At 44.4% G+C, this 13,297-nt stretch carries 12 protein-coding genes; 4 read left to right on the top strand and 8 right to left on the bottom strand.

What is annotated here, in order from left to right:
• Window positions 1-315: 315 nt before the first annotated feature.
• Window positions 316-1,380 (bottom strand): M20 family metallopeptidase, encoded by a 1,065-nt coding sequence (locus D3H55_RS07195; RefSeq protein WP_119546223.1) that lies wholly within the window; start codon window positions 1,378-1,380, stop codon window positions 316-318.
• A gap of 276 nt (window positions 1,381-1,656) precedes the next feature.
• Between D3H55_RS07195 and D3H55_RS07190 the strand changes: the two genes are divergently transcribed.
• Window positions 1,657-3,615, top strand: a complete 1,959-nt coding sequence (locus tag D3H55_RS07190) for a bifunctional 2',3'-cyclic-nucleotide 2'-phosphodiesterase/3'-nucleotidase (protein WP_119546300.1) — start codon at window positions 1,657-1,659, stop codon at window positions 3,613-3,615.
• A 367-nt stretch (window positions 3,616-3,982) separates the two neighbouring features.
• Here the strand turns inward: D3H55_RS07190 and D3H55_RS07185 are convergent, their stop codons facing one another.
• Genes D3H55_RS07185 through D3H55_RS07175 form a run of 3 tightly spaced genes read right to left on the bottom strand, consistent with a single transcriptional unit; the run spans window position 3,983 to window position 4,624 of the window.
• The gene (locus tag D3H55_RS07185) at window positions 3,983-4,162 is read right to left on the bottom strand and encodes a hypothetical protein (protein ID WP_119546222.1); all 180 of its coding nucleotides are present in this window, start codon (window positions 4,160-4,162) and stop codon (window positions 3,983-3,985) included.
• A gap of 1 nt (window position 4,163) precedes the next feature.
• Window positions 4,164-4,334: a glycogen biosynthesis protein GlgD gene (locus D3H55_RS07180; RefSeq protein WP_119546221.1), complete on the bottom strand. Its 171-nt coding sequence runs from the start codon at window positions 4,332-4,334 to the stop codon at window positions 4,164-4,166.
• Window positions 4,331-4,624 (bottom strand): YtzC family protein, encoded by a 294-nt coding sequence (locus tag D3H55_RS07175; RefSeq protein WP_119546220.1) that lies wholly within the window; start codon window positions 4,622-4,624, stop codon window positions 4,331-4,333. Before D3H55_RS07175 ends, D3H55_RS07180 begins: the two co-directional genes overlap by 4 nt.
• 180 nt (window positions 4,625-4,804) lie before the next feature.
• Between D3H55_RS07175 and mnmL the strand changes: the two genes are divergently transcribed.
• Together mnmL and mnmM are read left to right on the top strand one after the other, a co-directional pair.
• Window positions 4,805-5,773: a tRNA modification radical SAM protein MnmL/YtqA gene (mnmL, locus tag D3H55_RS07170; RefSeq protein WP_119546219.1), complete on the top strand. Its 969-nt coding sequence runs from the start codon at window positions 4,805-4,807 to the stop codon at window positions 5,771-5,773.
• Window positions 5,770-6,342, top strand: coding sequence for a tRNA 5-(aminomethyl)-2-thiouridylate-methyltransferase MnmM (gene mnmM / locus D3H55_RS07165; protein ID WP_119546218.1), 573 nt, complete (start codon window positions 5,770-5,772; stop codon window positions 6,340-6,342). Before mnmL ends, mnmM begins: the two co-directional genes overlap by 4 nt.
• A 52-nt stretch (window positions 6,343-6,394) precedes the next feature.
• Here the strand turns inward: mnmM and D3H55_RS07160 are convergent, their stop codons facing one another.
• The 4 genes from D3H55_RS07160 to D3H55_RS07145 form a co-directional block, all read right to left on the bottom strand.
• Entirely contained in the window at window positions 6,395-7,396 is a 1,002-nt protein-coding gene (locus tag D3H55_RS07160) for an LLM class flavin-dependent oxidoreductase (protein WP_119546217.1), read from the bottom strand.
• A gap of 125 nt (window positions 7,397-7,521) precedes the next feature.
• On the bottom strand, window positions 7,522-9,915 hold the full coding sequence (locus D3H55_RS07155) for an immune inhibitor A domain-containing protein (RefSeq protein ID WP_496109694.1): 2,394 nt from the start codon (window positions 9,913-9,915) through the stop codon (window positions 7,522-7,524).
• 322 nt (window positions 9,916-10,237) lie between these two features.
• The gene (gene tbcS / locus D3H55_RS07150) at window positions 10,238-11,311 is read right to left on the bottom strand and encodes a tetraprenyl-beta-curcumene synthase (RefSeq protein WP_119546216.1); all 1,074 of its coding nucleotides are present in this window, start codon (window positions 11,309-11,311) and stop codon (window positions 10,238-10,240) included.
• A 31-nt stretch (window positions 11,312-11,342) separates the two neighbouring features.
• Window positions 11,343-12,152: an alpha/beta hydrolase gene (locus D3H55_RS07145; protein WP_119546215.1), complete on the bottom strand. Its 810-nt coding sequence runs from the start codon at window positions 12,150-12,152 to the stop codon at window positions 11,343-11,345.
• A gap of 85 nt (window positions 12,153-12,237) precedes the next feature.
• Between D3H55_RS07145 and D3H55_RS07140 the strand changes: the two genes are divergently transcribed.
• Window positions 12,238-12,756 (top strand): gamma carbonic anhydrase, encoded by a 519-nt coding sequence (locus tag D3H55_RS07140; RefSeq protein ID WP_119546214.1) that lies wholly within the window; start codon window positions 12,238-12,240, stop codon window positions 12,754-12,756.
• Window positions 12,757-13,297 lie beyond the last annotated feature (541 nt).

Genomic DNA, 13,297 nt, shown 5'->3' with positions numbered 1-13,297 from the left:
AGTAAGGTTTGCACATTATTTTTTCAAAGAATATTTCCATATTGATTAAATATGAACTTGATTCTTACACGTCTGTAAAACTCCCTTATTGCTCTTACAAAAAGGCTGTTTTCGCATATAGTGTTTTTTCTGAAAAATCCCAAGTGCCGGATTCCCCCCTGTATTCCAAGGTCTTTCACTCGAAAAAGGGAGAGCAGCTCTTTTCTTTTCTGCTCCCGGGATTTCTACGGCGATTTCCACGGATATTATTGGATAGCAGCAACCTTTACGAAAAGAGCCCGCAAAAAAAGGCAGCCGCAGCTGCCTTGCTTTTCCTTATTCAATACTCTTCGCAAAATCGACCAGCATGCTATGATACAAATAGAGTGAATTGATATCGACATTTTCATCATTTCCATGCCAGTTCTCACCTATTGGACCAAATTCGATGGCCGGGATGTCAAGCTGGGCAAAGAATTGAGTATCAGCCGATCCGTGCTGCCCGAAAAACACAGCATCTTCCCCGGTATGTCTCTCGACAGCTGCCTTGATTTTTTTCACATAGGCATCATCCATCTCTGTTCTGACCGGTTTACTGAACATAGAAACAAATACAGAACCGTCTACTGCCTTTTCAATTTGCTTGGTGATTTGGTCTTTGGTCTGTTCCGGCAGATATCTTATATCGTACTTCAGCGTACATTTTTCCGGCACTTTATTGAACACATCCCCGCCTTCAATCATTGCAAGATTCAAGGATGGTGTCGGGTAATATTCCGAGCTTTCCTGCAGGAATGGAAGTGCTTTGATTTTGGTATGCGCTTCAAATGCTTTTTCAATCGCATTTTTGCCTTCCCAAGGCCTGCTTCCATGGGCTGGCACTCCATCCACTTCCACATTCAGCCTTAAGACACCTTTTGCCTGCAGGGCAACACCAAGCTGTGTCGGTTCTGAACAAATGACGAAATCACCTGTATATCCTTCCTCAACCAGATAGCCTGTGCAATTAAAACCGCCGATTTCCTCATCAGAAACGATTTGCAGCTGGATTTTTGTATTAAGGTTCTTATCCTTCAAAGCTACCATCGCTTCCATCATGCAGGCAACACCCGCTTTCATATCTGCCGCACCGCGCGCGTAAATCTTTCCATTTTTCTCACGGGGAATGAACTGGTCTTCATGGCCGCTGACCACATCAACGTGTCCATTGAAGATCACCTTTTTCTCCCCGCTTCCGATCTCCGATACGAGCATTTTATAGCCATTATTCTCTAGTATATTTACAGTCAGTCCATTTTCCTCCAGCCATTGACCGCAGAATTCAACCGCCTTGTTGCCCCCTGCTTGTGTCGAACTGTTGATCAGGAGTAACTCTTTCAATAGTTCTTTCAATGATTCCATCCTTATCCTCCTTCTAATAATCTTGATATTTTCCTATTACCACTAAGAAGGACAAACGAACCTTATTAGGGATCAGTTTAATAGTAAAGCGATTCCAAAGAACTACAGATTTACAATGATTACATGAAACATTAAGAAAACTCGCAACCATTTGACCATTCCCATAATTATACAAACACCTATAATAATAGATGGAATTAATCAAATACTAAGGGGATGGACAACTTGAATAAGAACTTCCGCAAGAATGCTGGAAGAACAGCTGCTGCAACTGTCATGGCATTATCTGTACTCGCATCACCGGTTTCATGGGAGAGTGTCATGGCCCAGAAGCCCGGCCATGCTGGAAAGCCTGCACATACGAGGAAACATGAAGTGGAACTGCGAATCCTGGGGACAACTGATATTCATACACATCTTTACAACTATGATTATTATAAAGATGCTGCAACTGATGAATTCGGCCTTGCAAAAACAGCTGCACTGATCAAGCAGGCAAGGGCTGAGAATGAAAATACCTTACTTTTCGATAATGGGGACCTGATCCAAGGAAATCCTCTAGGGGATTACAAAGCGAAAGTGGATGTACTGGAAGACGGTGAAACACATCCTGTATTCCAGGCTATGGAGCTCCTCGACTATGATGCTGCCACACTGGGAAACCATGAATTCAATTATGGGCTGGATTACCTGGATGAAGTACTGGATGATGCCCCCTTCCCATATGTCAATTCAAATATCTATAAGGATGATGGGGACAATGATCCATCCAACGATAAAAACTATGTGAAATCTTATCAGATCCTTAAGAAAAAAGTTGTGGACACCTCCGGTAAGACCAAAGTGATCAAAGTCGGCGTCATCGGTGCTGTCACTCCTCAAATCGTTCAATGGGACAAGGCTAACCTGGATGGCAAAGTCATCACGAAAGATATCGTGGATTCAGTAGAGAAAAACATCCCTAAGATGAAAAAGGAAGGCGCTGACCTGATAGTTGTACTTTCACATTCGGGTATCGGTGACGAACAGCGCGTGGAAATGGAAGAAAATGCTGCCTATGACCTGACAACAGTAGAAGGCGTGGATGCAATCATCTCCGGACACAACCATTTGAATTTCCCTGGGGATTTTGGAAGCCTTCCTGGAGTTGATTTGGAGAATGGCACAATCAACGGTGTACCAGTGGTTATGCCTGGAAGCTGGGGAAACCAGTTGGGAGTCATGGACCTCACTATTGAAAAAGTGAAGGGCAAATGGATAGTAAAGAACTCGGAAACCAATTTGAGAGCCATTTATGATAAAGCGGCCAAACAGCCATTAGTTGATGCTGACCAGGAAATCCTGGATGCCGTTAAAGAAGCGCATGAAGGAACGGTCAATTACGTAAACCAGCCGGTCGGCACTACAACGGCAGACATCCACAGCTATTTTTCCCTTGTGCAGGATGATCCTTCCGTACAGATCGTAACCAATGCGCAGAAGTGGTACATTGAAAATCAATTGTCAGGGACAGAAGATGCAATCCTCCCAATCCTTTCTGCAGGAGCCCCTTTTAAAGCAGGCGGAAGAAACGGAGCCAATTACTACACGTACATCCCTGAAGGCGAAATTGCCATCAAAAATGTGGCTGACTTATACCTTTATCCTAATACAGTAGCAACTGTAAAGATTACGGGAGCAGATGTTAAAGAGTGGCTCGAAATGTCAGCGGGACAATTCAAACAGATCGACGGCAGTGCAAGCGAAGAACAATCACTTATCAACGACAGCTTCCCTACCTATAACTATGATGTTATTGATGGAGTCACTTATGAAATTGATGTGACAGAACCCGCTAAATATGATAAAGACGGCCGCATCGTAAATGAAACCGCCAACCGCATCAAGAATCTTGAATACAATGGTGAGCCAATCGACCTTGAACAGGAATTCCTGGTAGTCACAAATAACTATCGTGCCAGCGGGACATTCCCTGGAGTAAAAAACAGTACACAGACTGAAATCTATCCGGATGAAAACCGCCAGGCGGTCATTGATTACATCCGCGAACTGGGGTCCATTGACCCGACTGCAGATGGCAACTGGACATTTGCTCCTGTCAACTCGGAAGTAAATGTCACATTCGAAACTTCCATGGAAGCCAGGAAGGCACTTCCTGCAGACAACACGATTGAATTTGTTTCTGAAACAGCAGATGGGTATGGGAAGTATAATGTGGAATTTCGCAGCCATTAATGCATTAATGGATATTGTCCCTTTACTAACCTAAGGGAGAATTTCATACAAAATAAATGAATTGAGTATAAAGTAGTTAGTTTTTAAATCAGGCTCTTTTCGCATATATTGTTGCTTTCGGAAAAATTTAAGGTGCCGGATTTTTTACCTGAATTCAAAAAAACGAGCAGCTCTTTTCTTTCCTGCTCACGGGGGTTTTCACGAAAATTCACATTTATATTGAATAGCAGCAAAAACTTAAGAAAAAAGCCTTAAATTAAAGAGGGGACTGGGATATTCAGTCCCCCTATTACTGAACAGGATCCTTTTTATTATCAGTTTTAAATAAAATTTCTTCTCTTCCTGCAAAATTGGTACCATCGTTATTTTATCTGACCTTCTTTTTTGCCATTGCCTTAAGTTTCAATAGTAAACCTCTCTTCCTGTACCACCTCTGGCTTCCCCCGTTTTCATTCGGTATTCCACTTACAAATGTTAGATGATTTTTCATCAATGGAGTTCCCTTAATAGAAGAGGAGGCGCCCCTAAACATGGCCCCTCCTTCCATATTATTTATTCTCCAGTTCCCGGTTCTTAGACTTCACAGGCTGCGCCTGCTGTTCATATCTCTTTTTGGCTTCCTTCACCGGATTGTACCCTTGGCCAAACTCAGTATCCAGGTTTCTGTCTGCGTTCCTCGTTTTCTGTTCAGGGTTATTTTGCTTAGAGCGCTTCTTCACTGCAATCTTCCTCCCACTGAACCAGGGTCGTGGTCTAACAGGACCATCTCATTTTGGAATTGCTGCAGCTGCAGACGCATTCTGTGCAGCTGTTCACGCTGCTGTGAATTGGCACTGTTCGCCAAATGCCTTATATCATTGACGGCTTCTTCCACCTTCTGCATGGCATCTGTATATTCATGGTCATGGTAATGTTCCTGTTTGGTTCCTGATTTATATTGTTCCTGTGCATAACGAAGTGCATCTTCACATTTCTGCAGGCACTCATCCACAGATTGTCTTGTTGCCATAACTTATCCCTCCAACACTTCAAAAATGAAGCTATGCTTCTGTGTTTATTGTTTGTTATAAAAACGGAATCATCAGTAGAAATTTTTTCCTGAATGAACTGTAACTCTGCTGTAATTGGATATACTGCCCTTTCATGGTAAAATGGCTTCTATCATCACTACAGAGAGAGACTTAAGGAGGTGTTTGTCACGAAAAAGACAAACCCATTTCCATATGCTGCGGATGTAAAGCGGTATCATACATGGAATTATCATCTGCGGAATTTTTTCGGACATAAAGTTTTCAAAGTGGCTCTTGATGGAGGATTCGACTGCCCCAACAGGGACGGTACGGCTGCTTATGGCGGCTGCACATTTTGCTCAGCGGCAGGTTCCGGTGATTTTGCCGGCAGCAGGGTCGATCCGCTTGAAAAGCAATTTAACGATATTAAAGACAGGATGCACCGGAAATGGAAAGATGGCAAATACATGGCCTATTTTCAGGCATTCACCAACACCCATGCCCCTGTAGAAGAACTAAGGGAAAAATATGAGGTGGTCCTGGAGCAGGAAGGTGTCGTCGGCATCTCGATTGCCACCCGCCCTGACTGCTTGCCGGATGATGTTGTTGAATACCTTGCTGAGCTGAATCAACGGACTTACCTTTGGGTCGAGCTTGGCCTGCAGACTGTCCATGAAAAAACAGCCGGCCTGATCAACCGCGCACATGATTATCAATGTTATGTAGAAGGTGTAAATAAGCTGCGAAAACATGGGATCCGAGTCTGTTCCCATATTATAAACGGCCTGCCGCAGGAAGATTACAATATGATGATGGAAACAGCCAAAGAGGTTGCCAAGCTTGATGTCCAAGGAATCAAAATCCATCTTCTTCATTTACTGAAAGGCACCCCAATGGTAAAACAATATGAAAAAGGACAGCTTGATTTCCTGTCGTTTGATGACTATGTAAGCCTTGTCTGCGACCAGCTTGAAATTCTTCCTCCCGAAATGATTGTGCACCGAATCACCGGGGACGGACCGATCGAATTGATGATCGGGCCGATGTGGAGTGTGAACAAATGGAATGTCCTGAATGCCATTGATGCTGAGCTGCAGCGCAGAGACAGCTGGCAGGCAAAATTTTATAAAGCGGGGGTGGAAGTATGAAGCTTGAAAAGGTCCTCCCATTTGCACGCAATCTGCTATCCAGTGCTGTTAAACCAGGGGATATCACCATTGATGCCACTCTCGGCAACGGCCATGATACTCTATACCTTGCACAGCTTGTGGGCGAGAATGGACGGGTATATGGTTTTGACATCCAGGAAGAAGCAATATTCAATACCAGGGAAAGGCTTCAAACACATGGACTGCAGGACCGGGTGACACTTTTTAAACAGGGACACGAAACAGTCGGCAGTGTAGTCCCGCCGGTTCATTACGGAAAAGTGACCGGGGCGGTTTTTAACCTGGGATACCTTCCCGGCGGTGACAAAACAGTTGTGACCCGGCCGAAAACGACGATTAAAGCAATCGAGACCCTTTTGGATATGCTGGCCCCGGAAGGAATCATCGTTCTGGTTATTTACCATGGACACCGTGAAGGTGCAGTTGAGCGGGACTATATCCTGAGATATGTAGAAAGGCTTGATCAAAATTATGTCCATGTCCTTCGATATCAATTCATGAACGGCCTAAACAATCCACCATTCATTATAGCTTTGGAAAAAAGATGAGGGATGCCCATTTGCGGGTCATCCCTTTTTTCTCCTATTGCACCTGTATTCATCATAATAACTCATCCGCCACCAGCTTAAAGGACTTCAGCTTTTCTTCAAAGTCAAAGGTAATGGTCACCAGCATGATTTCGTCCGTTTCATACTGTTCACTCAGCTTCAGAAGCCTTTCTTTCACTTTTTGCGGATTCCCGACTACCATGCGTTTCCGATTTTCCCGGATTCTTGCTCGTTCATAAGGACTGTAATCATAAGCTGCTGCCTTTTCAGGACTTGGTGTCCCATTTGAACGCATTCCCTGCTCCATCATGATCATAGACAGGTCCATACTGGATGCCGCCCTCTCTGCTTCTTCATCAGTTTCTGCACAAATGACAAAAACTGCAGCCATGTTTCTTGGTTTATCCAGGAACTTGGAAGGAACGAAATTCTTTCGATAATCACTGGTGTACTGAGGACCGCCCTCGCCGTTAATGAACTGTGCAAATGTATAGGGCAGTCCCTTCTGTGCCGCCAGCATAGCGCTGGATGGGCTGGAGCCCAGCATCCATACTTCCGGTTGGGTCCCGATTAGAGGTGATGCTTGAAGACCTTCATACGGGTTGGTGTCAGGTAAGTCATCCTTGAGATAACCAAGCAGGTCATCAATTTGTTCAGGATACTGGTTCACATCCCGGTAGCTCCCATTATTCAAAGCAAGGGATGCTCTGGGCATTCCCCCGGGAGCCCTCCCGATACCCAAGTCAATACGTCCCGGGTTCAGGCCTTCCAATACCCGGAAGTTTTCTGCAACTTTATAAGCGCTGTAGTGAGGGAGCATCACGCCGCCGGATCCCAACCGTATTCTCTCTGTTTTGGCCGCCAGGTGGGCAATCAGGACCTCCGGTGAAGAACCGGCAAGCGTGTTCGAGTCATGATGCTCGGAGACCCAGAAGCGTGAATATCCCAGCCTTTCCACGTACTGTGCGAGCTTCACTGTATTTTGAAGAGCTGCTTCAGGACTCATCCCTTCTGCTACCGGGGATTGATCTAATACACTCAGTTTTAAAACCACCCCATCAACAACTCCTTCCAATCTTTTACTTGTGCCTATTATTATCAATTTGAAGGATGAAAATGTCCAATAACATGCTTAAAGGGCGAGAGCCTTTTGGCCCTCACCCTTTAACAGTTATCTTCTTATTTTTTATAAAGCAGCACTTTACCTACTGTCCCGTCTTTACTTTGTCCAACAACACGGAAGTTCAAGCCATAATTAGGTACATTTCTTCCTGCATCAACCATATCTTTATTGCTGTAATCTGCACTGTCATCAAACAGCGGATTGCGTTTTGTATGGTTGTCCTTCATCGTCAAGCCAAGCAGCTCTTTGTAATCAAGGAACATCTTTTCAGATTTATCAAGGCTGAAGGCTGCGTCATGAATTTGGTAGCGAGTAAATCCAACCGAACCATCGCTCCAGAAATTAGTATGCTGGTCGGCATCAACAACTCCAAGGAATCCTTCACCAGGGTGTACCCCAGTCCAGTTATCACCATAGAGATTATCAACATACCAAACAACCAGGCCGTCATCATATGTCATGAGGCTGTCGCCACGGCGGATGTTTGCAAGACCTTCATCCACACCGTTGTGGCTGCGCCATTCAAGCAAGTAGTAATGTTCTGAACGATTGATTCCATCGTTTTGTTCAAAGCCGTTCAAAGTGAACTTTGCATCACCCTCAACATCATCAAATAAAATTTCTTCCCCATCTACAACAACTGATAGATCATCTGCAAATAGACCAGGATTAGATACCGCACTATCAGTGACATATTCGATTGCGATTTCAACTTCCTGTCCTGCATACGCTGAAATATCAAAGGAAGCATCAATCCAGCCATCCGACGAACCAGTGATACCATTTCCAAGGTTAGCGTCATTTGGATTCGTGTTCCTTGTGATGGCACCTTCAACCGGTTCTCCGTTTACTGTTACATATGCATAGTCCCAGTCTTCTTCAATATCGTACCAGGTTTTGAAATTAAATTTCGCAGTGGCGGCATTTGTCAGGTCCACTTTGGCGGAAAGAACATTGTGCAAGTCATCTCCGCTGCCAGAGAAATAAGCTAAATCACCGCTTGCAGGTGTAGTGATGACTGTTTCTTTCTGTGGAAGATTCACTTTAACAACATCATTATTCGTACCTTTAGTTGCTGCTTCGTCGAGAAGGACTTCCAAGCCATTTCCGTCAATTTCATTAAGATTCAGTTCTGTACCTGATAACCAGTTACCTTTGGTTCCTTCATTATCTACGACTGCTGAATTCTGCAGCATTTCTTTAGCATAAGGGCTGAATCCCGTCGGTTGAGCTCCTCCGATATCACCAGCCCAGCTTCCACTGGCCATGATCGACCAGTAAGCCACAGCTTCTCCTGTACCTGTGTACTGTGTGTCATACTCATCAGGAAGACCTAAGTCATGACCGAATTCATGGGCCATAACCCCAACCGCACCATCTTCAGGCTCGATTGTGTAATCATAGGCATACATCGAGTCGGCACCCCAATAATCCACTTCAGGAGAAGGTGATCCTGCGATAGGGAAGATACTGCCAAGATTCCAGCGGTGAGACCAGATGGCGTCTCCTCCAAGAGATCCTCCGCCAGCTTCTTCACCAACCCCGGAATGAATGACCATCAAATGATCAACTAAACCATCCGGCTCTAAATAATTTCCATCACCATCAAGATCATAACGATCCCACTGGTCATATTCACCAAGGTCTACACTTGGATCAGCAGCCGCCGCTTCCAATGCTTCCTTAACAAGTCCACGTGCGTTCACGTCGCTTCCATCCGGCTGGGGATCATTAGCACCATACGCTGCAGCAGGTTTGCTTGCTGTATACCAGCCTGCTACTTCACCTTCGACAGAATAGCTGCCCCCGGACTGTTGTTCATAATATTGTTTCATTGATACGTACGTTTTTCCATCAGGGCCAGTCCAGCCGCCGTCACCGAACAGCATGTCCTGGTAATGTTCACTTGAATATGCATCCTCACCATCATAATACATATCTGTTTCATCCGGGGTGATCGTGTTATGAGGCTTGTCCGGATAATCAACCAGAAGCACCAAAACTTTATCAGTACGCTTTTCGCCATTGTATTCTTCTTCTTCAACTCCATCTGGGGTATTCTTCTTTGCTTTGCCCAGCTTGTTTCCTTTTCCATTTGTGAAACTGTTCTTTTTCATTTCTTTTTGCAGCTTTGCTTTGCTTTCTGCCGCCTCATCTTCCAGTTCCCCGCCTGTTTGCTTAGCTGCTGCATCGGCTTTCTTAGCAAGGAATTTTTTTAATGCCTTCTCAGCTTCTGCTGGTGTTGCATTTTTTGCAAGTTTTCCTTCCTCTTTCAACATCTCAATCAAGCGCTCATCATTTGCAATCCCTAAATCAATTGGACCGCTGGAGTGATGGTGAACTTCCTTAGTTGGCTTTGCCAGCACATTCTCCGGTACCACACCACTTGCTGACGCAGGAACCGCAAATGCACTGATACTCATGGCTGCTGTCATTGCCAAAGATAACATCTTACGAGATTTCAAACGTATATCCTCCCTTATGTAAATGAATTGTGATATTGAATTAACAAATGTAAATATACCTTATTATTCTGAAAAATACATCTATTCAGAATAAAAGGAATCTATTTTACTAGGTATTTTTTAAAAATACTAGGTCTCTGGATGTTTCGACACACGAAAAATAGTAAAAAAGACTAGAAAAATATAAAACTTTTATTCTATAAAAATACTAATTAAAATACATCCATGGATTCATTCCCCTTTTATCAGATTCAAAGGTCCCCAAAAGCAAAAAAAGAAGACCAGAATTTCTGGTCTTCTACAGTCTTCAGGAACTCTTCTTCCAGCCTTGCAGCTTTCGATAAAGTTTCCCATTAAAATAGAAAAACTTCGTTACCCATCCGGAAGCATTGAGGAACTCTTTGGAGAAAGTATGTACCTTTTGCTGCTTCCAGGCTTTCTCGTCTGATAGGTACACTCCGATGAGTCCTTTGTTGATCAGCCTGTGAAAATCTGCATGGGGGAGCTGGCTCGTATTTTCGTCAGCCTTCTGCAGGAAGTGAAGCAGCCTCTGTTTCAGTGCCTCTTCATTCTCATAATAGAAGCAGAAGTTCAGGTCTCCGCCTTCAATATCTTCTTCTTGATCGATAAAGTAGTCAAGCAGGATATGCAAACCTTGAATATACGGAAAATATCCGTTGCGGATGGAATCTGCCTGGACACTCTCAAAATCTTCCCTCAATCCATACGATACAAGGCAGAAAATCCCCAGAGTGGAACCGGAACAGGCCGAAAACTCATACCAGTCCATTTCCGGGAGAGACTCTTTATATTGATAAAACCAGCTCTTCAGCCTGTCCGTACGTTCTTCATGTGTAACATGCTTATGTATTTGCAGATCACAATAATAATCGCATAATTCAAGCAGATATGGCTTGATGGACGCATAGCCCGGCACTTCTGATAAAACGGACTGACATGTCTTTACAAGCCCTGCGAGATATCCTCCATCATTCTGATCCTCTCTGTTGCGGTAATACTCTCTCAGCGGGGCGCCGACAGTCAGGGCATCTTTCATGGATTCATGAAGTGCTGAAAAATCCGCAGGATCCAGTGATGTGCTGCGGTCGCAGAGGTTGTCAAGGTAGTCGCTTATAGTCTGATAGGCCACAATGAATTTAATCGCCTTGTTTTTCTCTCCCATGGCCAGCAGAGCCAGAATCGAGCCTCCTTCGCAATGGAAGGTTTTATGTTTGATGCTTGCCAGAGCCTGGGTCCTCAGTTCTTCATTGGGGATCGCTTCAGCTTTCTGGGTCCAATGGGCCAGCTCGCTGTGGACAATCGGGAAGACCTTTCGATAAACCTGGCTCATCAATGAAAATGGATGAGTGGGAATGGACATATACTTCACCTCTCGATAGTTTCTCCAGGAATTAATCCTGAACGACATACCCGATTGCTTTCAACCTTGTTTCAACAAAATTTTTCGCATATTCGAATACTTCATCGCGTTCAGGTTCATTAAAGATTTCATGATATAACTTCGGCCATTCTTTATAATGCATTTCGGAAAGTGACAGTTCATTGAACCATTTTTTCACAAGAGTCTTGTCTACAATCTTATCATCTCCGCCCTGCATGACCAACAAAGGAACATCGGGCATTTTATGGATATTGGCAAAAGCCTGCTTGATTGCATGATCAAGCTCCCTGTACCAGCGGACCGATACCTTGGTCACATATAAGGAATCATTGCTGTCGATTTCCCTCACTTCTTCATTCCGTGTAGCCTGGTGAATCGTCAGGCCGGAGGAAAATTTCACATGAGGCGCCACCTTATTTAATATATGCGAAAAAAGATCCAGCGGTTTTGGAATCGAATTCACCAGCCCTAAGCATGGAGAAGATAATACCAAGCCGGCAATATTGATATGTGATTCCTGCATCAATCTGGCTGCTACCAGCCCGCCCATGCTGTGCCCAATGACAAAGACAGGCAAATCAAATTGGTATGCAGCCTGGACCCAGTCTTTCACTTCAATGATATATTCATCAAACGAGTCAATATGACCTCTTTGTGCCCTTGAAGTCATCCCCTGCCCCGGAAGGTCCCCCATGATGACGTGATACCCCGATGTCCGCCACATTTCAATGAGCCACCCGTATCGGCCATGATGCTCCATCGCACCATGAATGATGACAATGACCGCCTTCGCTTCCTGTTCAGTTTCCCATTTCCACATGGCTATTCCTCCTTAATGCGTCTTTCAATAGTATGATAAAATTTATTAAGATTAATTATAACTGGCTTTTGAAAGGAGAAGCAAAATGATTTATGAATATTATGGTAAAAAACCAAAGATCGCCGGCAGCGCTTATATTGCAGATTATGTAACGATCACCGGTGATGTCGAAATTGGCGAAGAATCCTCTGTCTGGTTCAACACATCCATCCGCGGGGACGTCGCCCCGACCATCATCGGAAACAAAGTCAATATCCAGGACAACTCGGTCCTGCATCAAAGCCCGGACAACCCCTTGATCCTTGAAGACGAAGTAACCGTTGGCCACAGTGTCATCCTGCATTCCTGTAAAATCAGGAAGAAGGCTCTGATAGGAATGGGATCAACCATCCTGGATAATGCCGAAATTGGTGAAGGTGCCTTCATTGGCGCAGGGAGCCTTGTCCCGCCCGGAAAAGTGATCCCTCCAAACAGCATGGCATTCGGCAGACCGGCCAAAGTGATCAGGGAACTCAATGACCATGATATCAGCGAGATGAAACGGATCTCCAGGGAGTACGCCGAGAAAGGGCAGTACTACAAATCATTAAAACCTCTCTCCTAATAGATTCTACTGTTTTTTACCCATTATCCCTTCCAGTTATTCTTTCTGTGAAGGGAAAGCGGGAATAGACTGGAAGTTCTCCTTTCCACGTGTTTGGAAAGGAAGACATTTATGGTGGCACAATCTTAAAAATCAGTTTAACAGGGCATAGGGTTGATTAGGCGAGATTGTCAAACGTCTACCGGATGACATGTGAGAGCTTTATAAGGCTAAATGGAGGGAGATCAAGATTCACCTCCTTTTAGTTTTAGTGAACAAAATAACTCTCTTCTTTTGTATATAAGGAAGCAACGGAACTCCCTTTCACCTATCAATCCAATCCTCTTTTGTAAATGCGAGTAAGTACTGAAACACCGACTCACCTGCAAATCCACCACTCTTTTGTATGTGAGTAAGCAACGGAACTCCCACCCACCTTGCCAATCCACCACACTCTCGTGGCTGAGTATGCACTGAAACACCCCATCCGAGGCCAAACCCCATACTATCAATATATTTCTGTACCAAAAAACCCGAAGCAGTAAACTCCGGGCTTAAATGG

This window comes from Bacillus salacetis, assembly GCF_003581585.1.
Lineage (GTDB): Bacteria > Bacillota > Bacilli > Bacillales > Bacillaceae_B > Rossellomorea > Rossellomorea salacetis.
This window is presented reverse-complemented; position numbering and strand designations above follow the sequence as displayed.

Excerpts from the sequence above, each read along its gene's own strand:
- D3H55_RS07145 (WP_119546215.1), bottom strand. The coding sequence starts at position 12,152 with ATGTGGAAATGGGAAACTGAACAGGAAGCGAAGGCGGTCATTGTCATC.
- D3H55_RS07185 (WP_119546222.1), bottom strand. The coding sequence starts at position 4,162 with ATGGAAGGAGGGGCCATGTTTAGGGGCGCCTCCTCTTCTATTAAGGGA.
- mnmM (WP_119546218.1), top strand. The coding sequence starts at position 5,770 with ATGAAGCTTGAAAAGGTCCTCCCATTTGCACGCAATCTGCTATCCAGT.
- tbcS (WP_119546216.1), bottom strand. The coding sequence starts at position 11,311 with ATGTCCATTCCCACTCATCCATTTTCATTGATGAGCCAGGTTTATCGA.
- D3H55_RS07140 (WP_119546214.1), top strand. The coding sequence starts at position 12,238 with ATGATTTATGAATATTATGGTAAAAAACCAAAGATCGCCGGCAGCGCT.
- D3H55_RS07190 (WP_119546300.1), top strand. The coding sequence starts at position 1,657 with ATGGCATTATCTGTACTCGCATCACCGGTTTCATGGGAGAGTGTCATG.
- D3H55_RS07195 (WP_119546223.1), bottom strand. The coding sequence starts at position 1,380 with ATGGAATCATTGAAAGAACTATTGAAAGAGTTACTCCTGATCAACAGT.
- D3H55_RS07155 (WP_496109694.1), bottom strand. The coding sequence starts at position 9,915 with ATGTTATCTTTGGCAATGACAGCAGCCATGAGTATCAGTGCATTTGCG.
- D3H55_RS07175 (WP_119546220.1), bottom strand. The coding sequence starts at position 4,624 with ATGGCAACAAGACAATCTGTGGATGAGTGCCTGCAGAAATGTGAAGAT.